Genomic DNA, 16,443 nt, shown 5'->3' with positions numbered 1-16,443 from the left:
CGCCGCACTGTCAACCCGCCGAAATTTACGCCCCCGACCATGACCCGCAGCCCGGCTGAAACTCGTAAGCTCTACCAGCAGGTCGCCGCCGCCATCGGCGACGGCATCGCGTCGGGCCTCTATGCCCGCGGCCATCGACTGCCGTCCGAGCGGGACCTGGCCGAGGAGTTCGGCGTCAGCCGCCCGACCATCCGCGAGGCCATGCTGGCGCTGGAGATCCGCGGGATGGTCGAGGCCCGGCATGGCTCCGGGGTCTATGTGACCGACGCCGCGCCGGATCCGGCTCCCGCGCCGGAGCTGGACATCGGCGCCTTCGAGCTGACCGAGGCGCGGGCCCTGTTCGAGGGCGAGGCGGCGGCGCTGGCCGCCACCATCATCACCGACGAAGAGCTTGAGGCGTTGGAGGAAATCCTCGCCGACATGGTTGAGGAGAACGCCGGCGACGCCCGCGGCGAACAGGCCGATCGCAGATTCCATGTCGCCATCGCGGAGGCCACGCGCAACGCCGCCATCGTCTCGGTCATCGAAAACCTGTGGGACGCGCGCTACCGCTCGCCGCTCTGCCGACACATGCTGGACAAGGCGCGGGCGGCGGGGGTGAAGCCACGCATCGACGAGCATCGCCAGCTGCTGGACGCGCTGAAGGCCCGGGATTCGCAACAGGCGCGCAAGGCCATGCGCGAGCATCTGCAGCGTGTGATCGAGGGGCTGCTGGCCGCCACCGAGATCGAGGCGCTGGAGCGCGCCCGCACCGAGGTCGCCGCCAAGCGCACCGAATACGCCCGCCGCCGGGTGGTCTGACCAGGCTGTTGACCCCTTCGGCTAGATTGGTAAGGCCAATCTCTACGCGCCGAGCGAGCGCGAACGGGCGGACGTCTTCATGCGGACCGAAGCGGTCTGCCAGCGGGATTTTTCTGAGGCTCCGCTCGAACCGCTCCGCTCACTGATCGGTTGATTGTGCGGGGCCGCATGGTGGCCCTGAATGCGATGAACCAAGACGGATGGCGAGCTTGTCGCCTTGCCCGGCGAAGTCTTGCTCGCGAGCCCCGGCCTCCGGCAGCGCGGAGGTCGGGGCTTTCGCATATTGGCCCTGATCAGGCGCCCCGCGCCGCAGCGCGTTCATCCAGGGCGAGCGTGCGCCAGGTGTCCTGTTCGTGCGCCAGCGTCAGCCAGTCCTGCCGCTCCCGTTCGAGCTGGGCCCGGCGCTTCGGGTCCAGCTTCTTGTTCAGCAATTGCGCGCAGTAGGCGGCTTGCTCGCGGCACTTCGCGCTGTCGATATCCATGAGGTTCCTCCGGCCGGCCTTCTCGACGAGCCGGGATTGGAGAGAACCACAGGTTTTCAGCAGCTTCGCGACAGTGGCGTTTACGTCTCGGGAAGGTGCGCCCGGCGCAGAATCGGGCCTGTCACAAAAGCTGCGGGCAGATTCCCTATAGATTTGTCGGATGGCGGAACGTCTGCTCAGGACCCGACGCGTGCCCAGGCTGGAGGTGATCGAAGCCTTCATCGAGGCCGCTCACGCGCCGAGCTTCAGGATCGCCGCCGAACGGTGCGCGCTCAGCCCCGCGGCCTTTTCGCGGCGAATTCAAGCTTTCCGGGATTTCGCCGGCCGCGAGGTGTTCGACCGCACGCCGCGCGGCGTCCTGCTGACCGATGCGGGTCGCGAATGCCTGGCGGTGCTGGAGCCCACCTATCGGGCCATGATGGAAGCGGCCCGCGATCTGGGCGCCATGGGACGTCCGGCGCGCGTCACCATATCGCTCTCGCATTCGCTCGCCGTCGCCTGGCTGATCCCGCGTCTCGAGCGTTTCCGCCTCCGCGCGCCCCAGATCGAGATCGCCATCCAGACCACGCGGTCTGCGGAATCGATCCGGTCGGGGGCCGCCGATCTCGGGATCTGCGCGACCGACATCGATGTCGCGGGGCTCCACGCCGAGCACCTCCTCGATATCGACATCACGCCCGTCGCCTGCCCTGAGATGGCCGACGAGATCCGGGCGGGCCGGCGCAGGCTCTCGGATCATCGCCTGCTGACGGCGGTGCAGGATCCGGCCATGTGGAGCTGGTGGGCGGACAAGGTCGGCGCCGATGGCCGGCCGCTGCCGCGGGCCGAGACCTTTGACATGGCCAACGCCCTCTATGAGGCCGCGGCCACCGGCTGGGGCGTCGCCACGGGGATGAGCGTGACGGTGACGCCGCATCTGCAGTCCGGGCGGCTGGTCAGCCTCGGCCTGCCCGCGGCGCGCTATCCCGGCGCCTACCGGCTGGTGGCCAAGGCCAGCCGCATGCGCTCCGCCCCGGTGGCCGCCTTCTGGCGCTGGCTGGCGGAGGAGGGCCGGCTGCAGCGGCGCAGCCTGGTCTTCGCATGCCAGCCGCCTCACGGCGCCGCGGTGGCGTCGAGCGCGGCGATGACGGCCTCGGAGATCCGGTAGCCGGCGATCGCCGCCCGCCGCTCGGCTTGACGCCTGAGCGCCGCCCAGACCGCCGGCGCGATCTCGGGCGCCGCGCTTTCGGAGGCGGTGATGGGGATGTCTTCGCGCGCGGCGAAGGCCTCGGCGATGGCGAAGGTCTCCCGCCAGACGGCGTCCGGTCCCTGCCGCAGGTCGAAGGGGGCGGCGAGTTCCGGCAGGGCGGCGCGCGGATAGGCGGCCTCCAGCTCGGCGGCGCGGCGGTCGACGTCCTCGATCCGTCCCGAGCGGTTCACGGCGTCGTCCCACAGCCAGTGCAGGCTGATGATCCCGCCGCCCAGCGGGTCGCGCACCCGCGCGCCGGCGGCGCCGGGATCGCCGTTCGGAAAAGCCGCCGAATAGGGGGTGGCCGTGTGCAGCGGCTGGTGGAGATCGCCCAGGACGTGGATCGCCCAGCACATCGACTGTGCGCGCTCGCCGGCGGTGGCGTTGTGGTCCGCCAGGGTCCGAAGATCGAGCGCGAGGGCCTGGAGCGCCTCGCCCTCGACCGTCCCGCGCTTGGCGGCGGCGGCCTTGCGTGCGGCGGGCGGGGCGTCGGCCGCCGCTACGGCGCTGAAGGCGATGTGCCGCGGGGGATGGTCGGCCGGGGTCTGGCGGACGTCGTCGGGCCAGCGGGCGCATTCCAGGAACATCCGCCGGCTACGCTCCGCGCCGAGCGCGCGGTCCGCGGCGACCTGGAAAGGACCGCGGTCGGGATGGGCCTCCAGCAGGGCGGACAGCTGCGGCAGCAGGTCCGGGCGGCGGCGCTGGATGTCGTCGAGGGCGATGGCGGCGGTGACCATATGCCCCGGCCGCGTCCAGGCCTGAGCCGTCGAGGTCAGGCCGAGGCTTGCCGCTAGGGCGGCGATCCAGACTGCGGCGCGCACCCTAGAACTCCGCCGTCAGGCGCAGATAGTATTCGCGGCCGTTGACGCCCAGCGGGTCGAACTCGCTGTAGGGCCGCCCCGTGCTCTCGCCGATGAGACGGTCCGGGAGCTCGTTCGTCGCGTTGAGCACGCCGGCGGCCAGGGTCAGCTGGCGCCGCCACCGGTAGGCGGCCGCCAGGTCCAGCGAGGTCGGGCCGTTGAAGACCTGGTTCGCCGACCCCGTCGCCGCCGTCGAGCGGTAGGCGCCGAAGCGCGTGACGTCGGCGCTGACCCGCCACGCGCGCCAGTTCAGCTCGCCGCCGACCACCAGCTTATTGCGCGGTTGGCCGTCGGTCATCAGGTCGATCGAACTGACTCCGAGCAGGGGTGAGCTCGGCAGCACCGGATTGGTTCGCTGGGCGCGGACGTCGGTGTCGAAGGCGCCATAGCCCAGGGTCAGGCCCAATCGGGCGTCGGGCGACAGCCGCCGGTCCCAGCGAAGCGTCGCTTCGAAGCCCTCGGTGCGCGTGTCCGCCGCATTGGTGAAGAAGCGGGCGACGGCGGCGTTGGTGACGCCGTGGGCCCTCAGGATGGCCGCCACCTGGGCGCCTTGCAGGTTCTCGCTGAGCGCGATCCGGTCGTCGATGTCGATGCGGAACAGGTCGAAGCTGGCGGTCAGCCCGTAGCCGGGCGTCAGCACCACGCCGGCCGAGTAGTTCTTGGACTTCTCCGGCTTCAGCGGGCTGGCGCCGAGCGCGATCGAGATCGGATCGTTGACGGCGAAGGTGCCGACATTCTGCAGCTGGCCGGCGCTGACCTGGCTGGTGACGGTGGAGAAGAACTGCTGCTGCAGGGACGGCGCCCGCAGGCCGGTCGAGGCGGTGGCGCGCAGGGCGACGAGCGGGGCAGGGCGCCAGAAGGCCGACGCCTTCCAGGTCGTCCGGTCGCCGAAGTCGCTGTAGTCCTCGTAGCGCGCCGCGCCGGCGAGCTTGAAGCCGTCGACCGGGGTGATCTCGCCGTCGACGAAGGCGCTGACGGCATGCCGGTCGACGTCCACCGGCGTCGGCGGATTGAACCCGGGAAAGCCCTGGGCGCCCGCCAGCGTGTAGGAGGCCGGCGCGCCGGACACCAGGCGATAGTCCTCCCGCCGGTGCTCGAGCCCGACCGCCAGGTGCGCCCCGGCCAGCAGCTTGAACCCGCGGTCGAGGGTCAGGTTGACCAGGTTCTGCGAATAGCGCGCCGCCCCGCCGTAGAAACTCGTCGGGCTGGCCAGGCCGAGCGAGGTGTTGACGGTGTTGGAGACCCTGTAGTCGCCGCGGGAGTAGCCGTAGGTGTCGGAGAGGTCCCAGGTCCAGCCGGCGAGCTCGCCTGTCAGGCCGACGTCCGCCCCCAGGTCCTCCAGCTCCAGCCCGACCTTCGGCAGGAAGCCGTTGGGATAGAGGGCGGGGAAGACGCTCGGCGCGCGGAACAGCGGGCTCATCTCCGAGTCGCGATGCGCATAGGTCAGGAAGCCGTAGGCGGCGACACGCTCGGTCAGCGGCTTGCGGGCGTTGGCGACGAGGTTGACGTCGGTGGTCTCCGGGTCGCCGAAGGTGGAGGTGACGCGTCCGAACCGCGGGTCGATCTCGGCGGCGTTGGTCGGCTGCCGATCGCGCGCCTCGGCGGTCAGGTTGAGAAAGCCGTCGCGGCCCAGGCGGAAGCCCTGGCGCACGCCGGCGAGCGTCGTCTGGCCTTCGCCGCGCTCGGTCTCGCCGTACTGGACGAAGGCCTCGCCGCCCTCGGCCTCGTCATGGAGCCGGATGTTGATCACGCCGGCGATGGCGTCGGAGCCATATTGGGCCGCGGCCCCGTCGCGGAGCACCTCGACGCGAGAGACGGCGGTGACGGGCAGGGTGTTGAAGTCGACCGGGACCGAGCCGCGGAAGGCGCCGGCGTTGAAGGTGATCAGCGCCGAGGCGTGGCGTCGTCGCCCGTTCACCAGCACCAGCGTCTGATCCGGGCTCAGGCCCCGCAGGGTGGCCGGGCGGGCGCCGGCGACCGAAGGACCGGACGAGGAGCGGGGATAGTTGAACGAGGGCGCCAGGAACTCGAGCGCCTTGGTGAGGTCGTTGTAGCCGCGCGCGGCGATGGCCTGACCGCTCAGCACGTCCACCGGCGAGGCCGTCTCGGTGATCAGGCGCGGCGTGCCGCGGCTGCCGACCACCACCAGTTCCGACACCGACCCGGCGACATCGGCCTGCGCCCAGGCCGGCGGGGCCAAGGCCGTGATCCCTGCGGCCAACCAGCCCGCTCGCGTCTTCATTGTCCAAGCCCCCCAAGTTCGGGAGGCTTATCGCGGCGCCGTGACAGCTACGTCGAACGCAATGTCCGCAAACCCAATTGCGCGCCACGCAACGATTAAGGGGTCGGCGTGAAGCGCCATTTGCGCTCGACCGCGCGCCTCAGGTCCAGTTCGTTCTGGCGTGCGAAGAGCAGCACATGGCCCAGCAGGTCGGCCGCCTCGTCCGCGAGATCCTCGCGCAGTTCGGCCTCGGACCGGTCGCGGCGCCGGCCGCGTCCGGTCAGCTTGTTCCAGACCTGCGTCAGCTCGCCGAGCTCCTCCTGCATCTTCAGGACGAACCAGTCCGCATCCCGCTCAAGTCCGTTCGCTTCGACGTAGCCGACGGAGGCGGATTCAAACTGATCGGCGAGGCGCTGCAACATGTCGAATCCCCATTGTGTTCGGCGAATGTTCTCGTTGCGGCCTGCGGGGGTCAAGACGAGCGGCGCCTTCTCACTGTCATCCCGGCTTCGCGAAGCGAAGACCGGGATCCATGAGCACGGCGCGGCAATGTTTGCGCAAATATTTGAAATCTCTGTGTTCATGGGTCCCGGACAGCCGCTGCGCGGATTCCGGGTCGACACGGAAGGAGGAGGAGCGAAGCGACCACAGCGGCGTCAGTCGAGCGCCAGCGCGAATTCCTCGAGGATGTCGATCAGGTCGTCGGGCGTCGCCAGCAGCGGTTCGCTCGCCGGAAAGCGGAAGCGCCAGTAGGTGGCGGCGTGGGACAGCAGGCCCATGTCCTCGCCCAGCGCGCGGAAGACGCCTGGCGCGCCGATCAGGAAGCGGGAGAAGGCGGCGGGCTCGATCTGGTCGCGCAACAGGGCGAAGGCTTGGTCATATTCGCCGAGCGCCTCGCTGACCTGGCTGGTGCGGCGGGCGAAGCCGCTGGCGACCCGGTTCTTCAGCTCGAAGATCTGATCGACGACGGCCTGGGGCCTTGGACCGACCAGCCGGATCGCGGCCAGCTCGCCCATCAGGTCCTCCAGAAGCGGCAGCGTCTCCTGCAGGGACCACTTGTAGTAAAGCAGGCCGCGCCAGCAGAAGAGGCCCTCGCCGTATTCGGCCTCCTCGAGATGCAGCGCTCCGCGCAGCGCCTCCAGCCGCAGGTCCTGCGCGCCGGAGAGGATGGCGTCGACCAGCCGGTCGGTTTCGTGCGTGACGTCGTCGGTTCCGCAGGCCAGCCGCACCAGGCCTTCCAGCTCGCCGCTGACGAAGCTGCGCATCCCTTCGAGGTCGGCTTCGGAGAGGACGAAATAGTCGGCGGCGACCATCAGGCGGCGGCGCTTCAGCTGTTCGCGCACCAGGAAGGGGTCGAGCGACGGCAGGTCGTCCAGCGCCTGCAGCAGGGCGACGTCCTCAGGGTAGGCGGCGGGCTCGCCGTGCAGCCCGCCGAGCAGCTTGGTCCAGCCCCGCTGCTCGACGAACAGGGACCGGCCGCCGAGGCTGAGGTCGGTGCGCTCGAAGGGAATGACGAGTTTGGTGGCGGTGTAGCGTGGCTTGCCGAAGACGCCCTGCTCGTGCGGCCGCAGCCGGTGCTTGACGATGACCGCGCCGCCGAGGACGCGGGCCTTGAAGAGCGGGGCCAGTTTCCCGCCGCCGCGCTCGGCGTGGCGCGAGGTGATGGCGGCGAAATTCAGCACCCGGCTGGTCGAGCCGGTGCGCTCCAGCCCCTTCAGGCTGCGGAAGGCGCGATCGCGCTGTGCGACCGTCATGATTCTGGCTCGCGGATGCTCAAGCCAGGAGGGTGCGCGCGACAGGCTTAACGTCCGATTTCCGCACAGGAAATGCGCACGGCGGGCCGACGGCCACAAGGGAAGCAAACGCCGAAAGGACCTTGCGGGCCGGCCTTGGCGGCGTTATTGACCATTCAGTCAGTCAATGATGCGGCAGCGAAAAATGCAAGAGCGCACGCGGCGGCGAATGGATCCCGAGGTCCGGCGGCAGCAGATTCTGGAGGCGGCCATCCGCCTCATCGGGCAGCTGGGGTACCACGGCTTCACGGTCCAGAAGCTCGCGCAACAGTGCGGGCTCACCAACGGCGGCCTGCTCCACTACTTCGGTTCCAAGGAGCAGCTGCTCGTCTCCATCCTGGAGGAGCGCGATCGGCGCGAGGCCGAAATCATCCCCGCGGACGTGGAATTCCAGCAAGCGACCTCCGGCGAGGCCGAATATTCGCGCGCTTCCGTGCTGCGGATGTTCCGCGCCATCGTGGCGCGTTCGATCGCTCAGCCCGAGCTGCTTCGCCTCCTGATCGTCCTGCAATCGGAAGCGCTGAGCCGCGAGCATCCCGCCCACGACTACTTCCTGCGGCGCGAAGGCATGGTGCTCGCCGAGTTCGCCAACGTCCTGACGGGCCACGTGGAGAACCCCCGCGGGGCGGCGCGCAGAATCCTCGCGCTCATGGGGGGGCTGGAGCAGCAATGGCTTCGTGCGGACCAGGCCTTCGACCTGGCCGCCGAGTGCGATGAGGCCTTCGCCCTCGTCCTGCCGGCGACCGCTGCGCCTGAGCCAACAGGAGATTGTCATGCCCTTTGACCTGGACCGGCGCACGCGGCGGGTCGAGGACCGGCGGCGCATCGCGCCGGACGCCTTTTTCGCTGACGAGTTCCCGCGACTGGCGGCCGCGCATGGACATCTGGTGGCCGCGGGGATGGAGGCGCTGAAGGCGCCGCCGCTGACTGTCGAGGTCGAGGGGACGGCTTGGACGGTGCTGCGCAGTGGCGGCGCGGTCGAGGCCTGTCGCGGCGCCGTCGACGGAGCGCTGGTGGTCTCCCTGACCGGGGATCAGTTTTCGGACTGGGTCCAGAACCAGATTACGTTCAACGGCCTGGATCGCCCTGCTCGAGGGGTGGGCGGTCACCGATGACGGGCTGAGCTTCCTCGATCGTCACGGCGCGCCGCTGGACCTCGCCGCGGCCTTCACGCCGGACGACGATCCCGCCGACATCGCGCACTTCCTGCGGGAGGCTGGGTATCTCCGCCTGAAGGGCTGGCTGGACCCGGCGGACATGGCCCGCATCGTGGCGGACATGGATCGCGCCCTGCCGCACTATTGCGAAGGCGACGGCAAGTCCTGGTGGGCGACGCTGAAGGATGGCGCCCGCTGCTGCGTGCGGATGCAGGGCTTCGTCGAACATTCGCCGACGACGGCGCGGATCCTTTCGGGCGAGGCCTGGGAACGCCTGCGAAGGATTGTCGCCGGCCAGGACGAGCTCGCGCAGGTTCCGGTCGAGGGCCGGATCATCGAGGCGCTCTACAAGCCTGTCGGCGTCGTGTCCGGACCGTCCGACGTCTCGTTCCACCGCGACTGCCACCTGGGACGACATGCCTATGTCTGCTCGCGCATGACGGTCGGCGTCGCATTGACGCCGACCGGCGACGGGAACGGCGGCCTGCGCGTCGTCGCCGGCTCGCATCGCGTGGCCATGCCGGTTGAGACCGCCAAGACCCGGCCGTACCTGCCCGTCGTGGCGCTGCCGACGGAGGCGGGGGATCTGACGGTGCACCTGTCCTGCACGCTGCACGAGGCGACGCCGCCTGCCTTCGCAGAGCGCAGAGTGATGTACACCGAGCTTCCGCTCGCGCCACATGCGGGCGCTGTCGGCCCGATCGACACCTCCGTGGGTCACATTCGCGAGCGGGTGAGCGACATTGCGCGCGAGTCGCAAGCGGCCGACGCGGCGGCTCGTCCTGCGGCGGAGTGACGGCGCAGGACGTGCGAAGTGAGGGGCGGGCGTAACAGTGACGGATCTCTATGCAGGCGTTGGCGATCCGCCCCTGCCGCCCGCGCACAAGTCTCACGTCGTCCACCTCGCGCTGGCGATGGGCGGGTTCGCGATCGGCACGACCGAGTTCGCGACCATGAGCCTGCTGCCCTATATGGCCAGCGACCTCGGGGTGGACGCTCCCACCTTCGGCCACGTGATCAGCGCCTACGCCCTGGGCGTCGTCGTCGGCGCGCCGCTGATTGCGACCGCCTCGGCGCGGATCCCCCGACGTACGCTGCTGATCGGACTGATGGTCGTCTTCGCCCTGGCGAACGGGCTTTCGGCGCTCGCGCCCAGCTACGGCTGGATGCTGGCCTTCCGCTTTCTGAGCGGCCTGCCGCACGGCGCCTACTTCGGCATCGCCTCACTGGTCGCAGCCTCCGTGGTTCCGCAGTCCAGGCGAACCGTCGCCGTCGGACGGGTGATGCTGGGGCTCACCGTCGCGACCATCGTCGGAGTTCCAGTGGCCAATCTGCTGGGGCAGATGGTCGGCTGGCGCTGGTGTTTCGCCGTCGTCGCCGCGCTGGCGCTTATGACGGCCGCCCTGGTCGCGGTGTTCGCCCCTCGCGACCGCCCTGACGCTGCGGCGAGCCCGTTGCGGGAGCTCGGCGCGCTGGCCAAGCCGCAGGTGTGGCTGACGCTCGGGATCGGAGCGGTGGGGTTCGGCGGCGTCTTCGCGGTCTACACCTATCTCGCCTCCACCCTGACCCATGTGACGGGCGCGGCGCCGAGCGCGCTTCCCGTGGTGCTGATGGTCTTCGGCCTGGGCATGACCCTGGGCAATCTGATCGTTCCCCGGTTCGCCGACCGGGCGCTGATGCCCACCGCCGGCGCAGCGCTCGTCTGGATGGCGGTGATGCTGGCCCTTTACCCGCTCGCCGCAGCCCATAGCGCCGGCGCCATGGGCTTGAATCTCTTCGGCCTCGGCCTGGGCTGCGCGCTGGCGTCCGTGCTGCAGACGCGCCTGATGGATGTCGCCGGCGAGGCCCAGGCCCTGGCCGCCGCGCTGAACCACTCCGCGTTCAACACCGCCAATGCGCTCGGCCCCTGGCTCGGCGGCATGGCCATCGCGGCGGGATACGGCTGGACCTCGACCGGCTGGGTGGGCTGCGGCCTGGCGCTGGGCGGCCTGTTGGTGTGGCTCTTGTCCTGGCGCGCGTTCGCACTGGACGACTTGCGTCAGCCAGAGCCTGAGCCCGCCGGCTGATGCGGCGCGTCCGACGCGTTTGACGAGACGTCGGCGGTGCAGTCAGGTGCGCGGATGCTCCGCATTCTCGGCCGCACCTCGTCGATCAATGTCCGCAAGGTGCTTTGGACCGCGGCCGAGGCGGGGCTAGCTTTCGAGCACGAGGCGGAATGGGCGGCGAACCGCGACACGCGGAGCGCCGAGTTTCTGGCGCTCAATCCGAATGGTCTTGTCCCCGTGGTGATTTCCGAGGAGGGCGCGCTCTGGGAAAGCAACGCGATCTGCCGGTATCTCGCGGCGCGCGCGGGTCGCGCGGACCTTCTGCCTGCGACGCCCTTTGCCCGCGCCCAGGTGGAGACCTGGATGGATTGGCAGGGGACCGAGCTCAACCGGGCCTGGCGGGCCGCCTTCATGGCGCTGGTGCGCCACAGTCCTGAGTTCATCGACGATCGCCGCGCCATCGCCCGCAGCGTCGAACAGTGGAACGGCCTGATGCTCCTGCTGGAGCGACGCCTGACCGAGACCGGCGCCTTCGTCACCGGGGCCGACTTCACCCTCGCCGACGTCGGTCTCGGACTTTCGCTGCAGCGATGGCTGCTGACGCCGATCCCGCGTCCCGCGACCCCGGCGCTGCTCGCCTACCGCGCCCGGCTTCAGGGCCGACCCGCCGCGAAGGCCTGGATCGACCCTGAGACGCCATAGACGCGGACCTCAGTCCTCGGCGGCGATGGAGGTGCGGTGCATCATCCGGCCGCAGTCCGAGTCATAGGGAATGACCCGATGCATGGCCGTGCGGTTGTCCCAGATCACGAAGTCGCCGTCCTGCCACTCGTGGCGATAGGTGAAGGCCGGTTGTCCAGCCCACTCGACAAGGCGCGCCAACAATGCGCGGCCGTGTGCGACCTCCATGCCGACCACGGTGTCGGCGGTGGAGCCGATGACCAGGCTCTTTCTCCCGTCCTTGCGGGTCCGCACCAGCGGGTGCTCCTTGGGCACGCCGATCTGCAGCTTGCCCTTGTCCGCCTCGGGGATCAGGTCGGCGATCGGCCGCAGGCTGGCGGCGACGGTGTGGACGACGCGCAGGTCGTCGAGCGCGGCCTTCTCGGCCTCGGGCAGGTGCTCGTAGGCGGCCAGCGTGTTGCTGAATTCCGTCTGGCCGCCCTTGGGGGCGAGCTTACGGGCCGACAGCAGGGTGGCCGCGGGCGGCGCGGTTTCGACCGGCAGGCCGTCCATGTGCCAGAAGAAGGTGCCGAGCACATACTCCGGGGCGCGGTTGATCTTCTTGTCCAGGGTGACCTGATAGACGTCCTCCTGCTTGTCGGTGGTCGCGTCGCTCGTCAGGTTCAGACGGCCGCCGAGCAGGTCGGTGAAGGCCAGCTGTTCGGCGTCCGTGAAGTTGACCTTCGGGAAGACCAGCACCACGCGGTCGTTGAGCATTTCGCGGCACTGGCGAACGACCTCGGGGTCGAACAGCGCCGCACGCTCCGCACGGACGATGGAGCCGACCTCCGGCTTCACGGGTTCGAATTCAACGCGGGTCTTTTCAATAACGGACATCAGGTCGGCTCCGAAAATAGGCGCCCACGCGGCGCCAAGCCGGCGTGGGCGCGAGCTGTGGGTCAGTGGTTTTCCGCGCCCATGCCGGAAAATCCGATGCAGTAGCCGCCGTCCACCGGCAGCAGGACGCCGGTGATGTAGGAGGCTTCGTCGCTGGCCAGGAACAGGGCGGCGTTGGCGATCTCGCTGGCCAGGCCCCAGCGGTCCATCGGAATGCCGGGAAGCTTGAAAATGCCTGGGGGCGGCTCCGGGTGCTGCTTGGATTGCTCGACCAATCCCGTCCAGATCGTGCCCGGCAGGATCGCGTTCACCCGGATATTGTGCGGGGCGTAGTCGAGGGCGCCGGTCTTGGTCAGCTGGTTCACGCCCGCCTTGGCGGCGCCGTAGATGCTGTGGCCCTTCCAGCCGACGAAACCGGAGGCCGAGGAGATGTTCACGATCGAACCGCCGCCGGTCTTCATCATCGAGATGACGCCGTACTTCATGCCGAAGAAGACACCCCTGAGATTGGTCGAGTGGACCCGGTCCCAGTTCTCGGTCGACTGCTCGTGCAGCGGCGCCATGCCGCCGCCGAATCCGGCGTTGTTGACGAGGATGTCGATCGCGCCGAACTCCTTCTCGGCGGTGGTGATCATCTTCTGGATGTCTTCTTCCTTGGAGACATCCACGTGCAGGCTGATGGCCCCGCCGCCGATCCGCTGGGCGACCTCGTCCTGGGCGCCGCTGATGTCGGTGCAGAGGACCTTGGCCCCTTCCGCCGCAAAGCGTTCAGCCATGGCCTTGCCCATGCCCGAACCGGCGCCTGTGATGATGACCCGCTTGTTGGTCAGCCGCATTTCGTTCCTCCCGGTTTCTTGTTCTCAAGCCTTACGGCATCGGTTCGACGTCGACCGTCGGCTGGATCAGGATCCGCGTGACGTTGGCGCGGCGCGGCAGCTGGACCACCAGCATGATCGCGTCGACGATGTCCTCCGGCTGCATGGCCGTATCCTTGTGGGTGTGCTGCTCGATGGCCGCACGCCAGGTGGGATCGGAGATGCTGCTGGCGATCTCGGTGGCCGTCGCGCCGGGCTCGACGATCGAGACCCGAACGCCGACCGGTCCGCACTCCTGCCGCAGGGATTCGGTGAAGCCCGTGAGGCCGAACTTGCTGGTCGAATAGGAGGCGAACCGCCAGCCGGCGCGGCGGCCTGCAGTCGACGAGATGTTGACGATGTCGCCGGCGCCCTGCGCCTTCATGTGCGGGAAGGCGGCGCGGCAGACGTAGATCGTTCCCATCAGGTTGATGTCGATCACGCGCCGCCACTGTTCGAGCGGCAGGGACTCGATGCCGCCGGCCTCGTTCACGCCGGCGGAGTTGATGAGGATGTCGAGGCGGCCGAACCTGGCGATCGTGTCCTCGACGGACTTGCTGGCGTCCGCCTCGATCGAGACGTCGCCCGGCAGGGCCAGGCCCATGCCGCCCTCCGCCTCGATGCGCTGCACCAATCCGTCGAGCCGTTCCTTGCGCCGCCCGGAGACGGCCACCGAGGCGCCGGCCGCCGCCAGCGCCAACGCCGCGGCCTCGCCGATCCCCGACGAGGCGCCGGTGACCAGCGCGACCCGACCTTTGAGAGCTTCCGCCATTTCCACCCGCATCCTCTCGCCACGCCCTGAGCGAGTTTTGAAATCTAATGGACTGGTCCGTCCATTTGCGCAACTCTGCGCCTTTGAGGGTGGTTGTCAAGCGCTGGACGTTGCACCGGATCGGCGGCGAGGGCCGCATGCGGTGGCGGACCCTGCGCCGGGGGCGGGGCTGGAGGATCGTGGCAAGCGCGACTTTGGAGTCTTGTAAGTCTTTGGCGAAACGCGCGAAATTGCGATGCGCGCGAGCCTGGTCGACCGGCGCCTACCAGGTCGATCGACTGGCCAGGAAGGCGGCGACGATTTTCGCGATCATCGCCCGAAGCTCTTCGGGGCTGGGCGAGCGCACCCCGATCTGGATGTCGTAATAGAGGCCCCGGATCATGAAGTTGAAGATCGCGGCCGCGCCCTCGGGGTCTCGGCACGGGACCTGATCCTTGGCCGCGAACTCCCGGATGTAGCTCGCGATGTGCTCGATCCCCAGCCGCCCGCGCACGCGGGCGATCTCGGCGAGCTCGGGGAAGCGCGGGGCTTCCCAGTCGATGAGCCTGTTGATCTTCAGGTTCTCCGGCAGGGACGCCGCCTGCAGCGTCTGTTCGGCCAGGTGGCGCAGGCGTCCGGGGAGCGTCTTCGGCGCATCCCCGGCGGTCTCCTGAACCGCGCCATAGGCCCGGTCCAACTGTTGGTCGATGATCGCCCGGAACAGCGCGGCCTTGGTCGGGAACTTGGCGTAGAGCGTGGTCTTCGAAACGCCCGCGCTTCGCGCCAGGGCGGCCATCGAGGTCGCGCCGTACCCATGGATGGTGAAGGCGTCCTGCGCGGCGGCGATGAGCTGCGCCTCGAGCTCGCGGGCGTCCTGCACCCGCAGGCGGCCGCGTCCCCGGCGAGGATTGCTCCGGGCTGGAGCCGCGTCGCCTGCGCCGACAGGGTCCGCCGAGGTCGACGTATCCGGGAAGGCGGCCGGGGCGAGGGGGCCTTTGCTAACTCTCTGCATCGAGCTCGTAAGCTTTCTCATCGACTCGGCCGAGGCAAGGCTGGTCATGATCCGCGGCGCTTGTCGCGTGGCTCAGCCCGCCCCCGTCACGCAGCCGCCGTCGGCGCCGGGGCTGGCGTCGAGGAGCCGCCAGCGGGCGGAGGCCTCGCCGTCGGCGATCTCCAGGACCCCGGCCTCGGAATCGAAGCGCGCGGCCCCGGCCGACCACATCGGCGCGCCCTCCAGCCAGGGCAGGGAGCTCAGGGCGACGCTCCAGCGCCCGTCGCCGGCCGCCGTCGCGTAGCGGATGCGGGTCGACAGCAGGGCTTCGGCGGCGGGCCGGCGGCCCTGGCCCAGCTCGGCGGCGACGAGATCGGCGAGGCTGGCCCCGGCGCTCAGCGCCGGACCCGGCCGGGACACGAACTCCAGCAGGTGGCGGCCGCCGACCACCATCAGGCCATGCCCGCCGCGTGGATCGTCCTGCTCCTCCAGCCGAAAGGCGAGGAGGGGCTCCGCGCTGGCCGGTTGCCGGCGCCAGGTCTCCCGGTAGTCGAGATGGACGCCGTCCTCGATCATGACGTCGCCGTCGAGGGTGTAGCGGCCTTCGTCCGGGGTGGGCGCGGGCGGTTGGTGGTCGAGGTCGCGGCGCCAGGCGCAGGCTCCATTCGCGACGCTGAGCTGGCCGGCGAAGCCCTCGACGCGCGCCAGCTGCAGCAGTTCGGCCGCGCTGAAGGCCGCGAGACTGCTTCGGCCGCCCGCCGCCGGCCGATCGGCGGGGACGCGAATATCGACGTACCAGCTGCGGGTCTGCAGCCAGAAGACGCGGGTGGCGTCGTCGCGCAGGCCGGGCGCTGTGATCAGTTCGCGGCGCCACAGACCGGTCAGTTCGGCAGGGACAGAAGGGCTCATCAGTTCGCTCGCCAGGTCCGGCGGAGGTGGCGCGCGACGTCGCCGTGGTCAAGCTCGGTCGCGCAGAGGCCCTTGTTCGGCCAAGCCCTCGCCCTATTGAGCGTCATTCTTTGCAGCTTGGAGACACTCAGGAAAGGAAGCCCTATGCGTTTCACCATGACCCTCGCCGTTGCGGCCGCGGCCCTTGCAACCGCTCTGCCCGCCATGGCCCAGACGACGGCCCCCTCCACGGCGGACCCCGCCGCCAGCAGCCCGTCGGCGTCCGAGTCCGGCTCGGCCGCCAGCACGACGGCCGCCACCCCGACGCTGAGCATCGGCCAGCCGGTGAAGGACAAGACCGGCGTCGTGATCGGCCAGATCGCCGACCTGAAGCCGGGCGCCGCGGGTCAGACCGCGACGGTGAAGATGGGCGAGCAGAGCTTCTCCATCGGCGCCGAGAGCTTCGTCGTCCAGGACGGCGCGGCGGTGATCAACGCCACCCAGGCCGAGCTCAAGTCGATGATCGCCAACGCCGCCAAGCCCGGCTGACGCTGGCGCGGGGGCTGGCCGTCGATCCGCCCGACGGCCAGTCGCCCGCGGCGACCTGGAAAATGCGGCGCCAAAGCTAACCCAGGTTGGTGCGTCGGATCCTGTCTCAGTCACAGTGCGCGGGCGGAGATGTGCCGGCCTCCCGTCCCGACTGGGCCGCCGGCAGCCCATCGTCTCTGCGCCGGCGCAGGATTGTCTGCGAGCTTTCCCGCGTCGATCGCTGCTCCGCACCCCCCCCCGCGGGCAGCGAGGCGAAGGGTCCTGGC

The 16,443-nt window shown here is 69.7% G+C and carries 18 protein-coding genes; 8 read left to right on the top strand and 10 right to left on the bottom strand.

Annotated features, from left to right (window positions below):
- Nucleotides 1–39: 39 nt before the first annotated feature.
- A complete protein-coding gene (locus ACSQ2B_RS07535) occupies nt 40–801 on the top strand; it encodes a FadR/GntR family transcriptional regulator (protein WP_436048681.1) in 762 nt (253 codons plus the stop codon).
- A gap of 293 nt (nt 802–1,094) precedes the next feature.
- Here ACSQ2B_RS07535 and ACSQ2B_RS07530 read toward each other — a convergent pair whose 3' ends face one another.
- Nucleotides 1,095–1,283: a hypothetical protein gene (locus tag ACSQ2B_RS07530; protein WP_436048680.1), complete on the bottom strand. Its 189-nt coding sequence runs from the start codon at nt 1,281–1,283 to the stop codon at nt 1,095–1,097.
- Nucleotides 1,284–1,443: 160 nt separating this feature from the next.
- Here ACSQ2B_RS07530 and ACSQ2B_RS07525 point away from each other — a divergent pair, with 160 nt between their 5' ends.
- A complete protein-coding gene (locus tag ACSQ2B_RS07525; protein ID WP_436048678.1) occupies nt 1,444–2,430 on the top strand; it encodes a LysR substrate-binding domain-containing protein in 987 nt (328 codons plus the stop codon).
- On the opposite strand, the gene ACSQ2B_RS07520 is transcribed toward ACSQ2B_RS07525, so the two are convergent.
- The 4 genes from ACSQ2B_RS07520 to ACSQ2B_RS07505 all read right to left on the bottom strand — a co-directional run bounded on the left by ACSQ2B_RS07520 (nt 2,376) and on the right by ACSQ2B_RS07505 (nt 7,346).
- Nucleotides 2,376–3,332: a S1/P1 nuclease gene (locus ACSQ2B_RS07520; RefSeq protein WP_436048677.1), complete on the bottom strand. Its 957-nt coding sequence runs from the start codon at nt 3,330–3,332 to the stop codon at nt 2,376–2,378. The genes ACSQ2B_RS07525 and ACSQ2B_RS07520 overlap by 55 nt on opposite strands.
- Before the next feature lies 1 nt (nt 3,333).
- Nucleotides 3,334–5,613: a TonB-dependent receptor plug domain-containing protein gene (locus ACSQ2B_RS07515; RefSeq protein WP_436048676.1), complete on the bottom strand. Its 2,280-nt coding sequence runs from the start codon at nt 5,611–5,613 to the stop codon at nt 3,334–3,336.
- A gap of 95 nt (nt 5,614–5,708) precedes the next feature.
- Complete coding sequence (locus ACSQ2B_RS07510; RefSeq protein WP_436048674.1) at nt 5,709–6,176, bottom strand: hypothetical protein; 468 nt, start codon at nt 6,174–6,176, stop codon at nt 5,709–5,711.
- A gap of 72 nt (nt 6,177–6,248) precedes the next feature.
- Complete coding sequence (locus ACSQ2B_RS07505; protein ID WP_436048672.1) at nt 6,249–7,346, bottom strand: hypothetical protein; 1,098 nt, start codon at nt 7,344–7,346, stop codon at nt 6,249–6,251.
- Nucleotides 7,347–7,554: 208 nt separating this feature from the next.
- Here ACSQ2B_RS07505 and ACSQ2B_RS07500 point away from each other — a divergent pair, with 208 nt between their 5' ends.
- From ACSQ2B_RS07500 to ACSQ2B_RS07480, 5 genes are read left to right on the top strand one after another with little or no spacing between them, the layout of a single operon-like run.
- Nucleotides 7,555–8,169: a TetR/AcrR family transcriptional regulator gene (locus tag ACSQ2B_RS07500; RefSeq protein WP_436048670.1), complete on the top strand. Its 615-nt coding sequence runs from the start codon at nt 7,555–7,557 to the stop codon at nt 8,167–8,169.
- Nucleotides 8,159–8,500 carry a hypothetical protein gene (locus ACSQ2B_RS07495; protein WP_436048668.1) on the top strand — a complete coding sequence of 114 codons (342 nt, stop codon included), beginning with the start codon at nt 8,159–8,161 and terminating at the stop codon, nt 8,498–8,500. The genes ACSQ2B_RS07500 and ACSQ2B_RS07495 overlap by 11 nt, the downstream gene beginning before the upstream one ends.
- Nucleotides 8,418–9,338: a phytanoyl-CoA dioxygenase family protein gene (locus ACSQ2B_RS07490; RefSeq protein ID WP_436049607.1), complete on the top strand. Its 921-nt coding sequence runs from the start codon at nt 8,418–8,420 to the stop codon at nt 9,336–9,338. The genes ACSQ2B_RS07495 and ACSQ2B_RS07490 overlap by 83 nt, the downstream gene beginning before the upstream one ends.
- Before the next feature lie 37 nt (nt 9,339–9,375).
- On the top strand, nt 9,376–10,608 hold the full coding sequence (locus ACSQ2B_RS07485; protein WP_436048667.1) for an MFS transporter: 1,233 nt from the start codon (nt 9,376–9,378) through the stop codon (nt 10,606–10,608).
- 54 nt (nt 10,609–10,662) lie between these two features.
- On the top strand, nt 10,663–11,289 hold the full coding sequence (locus tag ACSQ2B_RS07480; RefSeq protein WP_436048665.1) for a glutathione S-transferase family protein: 627 nt from the start codon (nt 10,663–10,665) through the stop codon (nt 11,287–11,289).
- A 9-nt stretch (nt 11,290–11,298) separates the two neighbouring features.
- On the opposite strand, the gene ACSQ2B_RS07475 is transcribed toward ACSQ2B_RS07480, so the two are convergent.
- From ACSQ2B_RS07475 to ACSQ2B_RS07455, 5 genes are all read right to left on the bottom strand, one after another.
- Nucleotides 11,299–12,144 carry a TauD/TfdA dioxygenase family protein gene (locus ACSQ2B_RS07475; protein ID WP_436048663.1) on the bottom strand — a complete coding sequence of 282 codons (846 nt, stop codon included), beginning with the start codon at nt 12,142–12,144 and terminating at the stop codon, nt 11,299–11,301.
- Nucleotides 12,145–12,206: 62 nt separating this feature from the next.
- Nucleotides 12,207–12,980 (bottom strand): SDR family NAD(P)-dependent oxidoreductase, encoded by a 774-nt coding sequence (locus ACSQ2B_RS07470; RefSeq protein ID WP_436048662.1) that lies wholly within the window; start codon nt 12,978–12,980, stop codon nt 12,207–12,209.
- 31 nt (nt 12,981–13,011) lie between these two features.
- A complete protein-coding gene (locus tag ACSQ2B_RS07465; protein ID WP_436048661.1) occupies nt 13,012–13,770 on the bottom strand; it encodes an SDR family oxidoreductase in 759 nt (252 codons plus the stop codon).
- Nucleotides 13,771–14,032: 262 nt separating this feature from the next.
- A complete protein-coding gene (locus ACSQ2B_RS07460; protein WP_436048660.1) occupies nt 14,033–14,761 on the bottom strand; it encodes a TetR/AcrR family transcriptional regulator in 729 nt (242 codons plus the stop codon).
- Between the two features lie 72 nt (nt 14,762–14,833).
- A complete protein-coding gene (locus tag ACSQ2B_RS07455; protein ID WP_436048659.1) occupies nt 14,834–15,649 on the bottom strand; it encodes a hypothetical protein in 816 nt (271 codons plus the stop codon).
- A 144-nt stretch (nt 15,650–15,793) separates the two neighbouring features.
- Between ACSQ2B_RS07455 and ACSQ2B_RS07450 the strand changes: the two genes are divergently transcribed.
- Nucleotides 15,794–16,177, top strand: a complete 384-nt coding sequence (locus ACSQ2B_RS07450) for a hypothetical protein (protein WP_436048658.1) — start codon at nt 15,794–15,796, stop codon at nt 16,175–16,177.
- The last annotated feature ends 266 nt before the right edge of the window (nt 16,178–16,443 follow it).

The organism is Phenylobacterium sp. LjRoot225, assembly GCF_964252855.1.
Taxonomy (GTDB): Bacteria; Pseudomonadota; Alphaproteobacteria; order Caulobacterales; family Caulobacteraceae; genus Phenylobacterium.
This window is presented reverse-complemented; position numbering and strand designations above follow the sequence as displayed.

Coding starts and splice junctions, on each gene's coding strand:
- ACSQ2B_RS07535 (WP_436048681.1), top strand. CDS start 40: ATGACCCGCAGCCCGGCTGAAACTCGTAAGCTCTACCAGCAGGTCGCC.
- ACSQ2B_RS07530 (WP_436048680.1), bottom strand. CDS start 1,283: ATGGATATCGACAGCGCGAAGTGCCGCGAGCAAGCCGCCTACTGCGCG.
- ACSQ2B_RS07525 (WP_436048678.1), top strand. CDS start 1,444: ATGGCGGAACGTCTGCTCAGGACCCGACGCGTGCCCAGGCTGGAGGTG.
- ACSQ2B_RS07515 (WP_436048676.1), bottom strand. CDS start 5,613: ATGAAGACGCGAGCGGGCTGGTTGGCCGCAGGGATCACGGCCTTGGCC.
- ACSQ2B_RS07510 (WP_436048674.1), bottom strand. CDS start 6,176: ATGAACACAGAGATTTCAAATATTTGCGCAAACATTGCCGCGCCGTGC.
- ACSQ2B_RS07505 (WP_436048672.1), bottom strand. CDS start 7,346: ATGACGGTCGCACAGCGCGATCGCGCCTTCCGCAGCCTGAAGGGGCTG.
- ACSQ2B_RS07500 (WP_436048670.1), top strand. CDS start 7,555: ATGGATCCCGAGGTCCGGCGGCAGCAGATTCTGGAGGCGGCCATCCGC.
- ACSQ2B_RS07495 (WP_436048668.1), top strand. CDS start 8,159: ATGCCCTTTGACCTGGACCGGCGCACGCGGCGGGTCGAGGACCGGCGG.
- ACSQ2B_RS07480 (WP_436048665.1), top strand. CDS start 10,663: ATGCTCCGCATTCTCGGCCGCACCTCGTCGATCAATGTCCGCAAGGTG.
- ACSQ2B_RS07475 (WP_436048663.1), bottom strand. CDS start 12,144: ATGTCCGTTATTGAAAAGACCCGCGTTGAATTCGAACCCGTGAAGCCG.
- ACSQ2B_RS07470 (WP_436048662.1), bottom strand. CDS start 12,980: ATGCGGCTGACCAACAAGCGGGTCATCATCACAGGCGCCGGTTCGGGC.
- ACSQ2B_RS07465 (WP_436048661.1), bottom strand. CDS start 13,770: ATGGCGGAAGCTCTCAAAGGTCGGGTCGCGCTGGTCACCGGCGCCTCG.
- ACSQ2B_RS07460 (WP_436048660.1), bottom strand. CDS start 14,761: ATGCAGAGAGTTAGCAAAGGCCCCCTCGCCCCGGCCGCCTTCCCGGAT.
- ACSQ2B_RS07455 (WP_436048659.1), bottom strand. CDS start 15,649: ATGAGCCCTTCTGTCCCTGCCGAACTGACCGGTCTGTGGCGCCGCGAA.
- ACSQ2B_RS07450 (WP_436048658.1), top strand. CDS start 15,794: ATGCGTTTCACCATGACCCTCGCCGTTGCGGCCGCGGCCCTTGCAACC.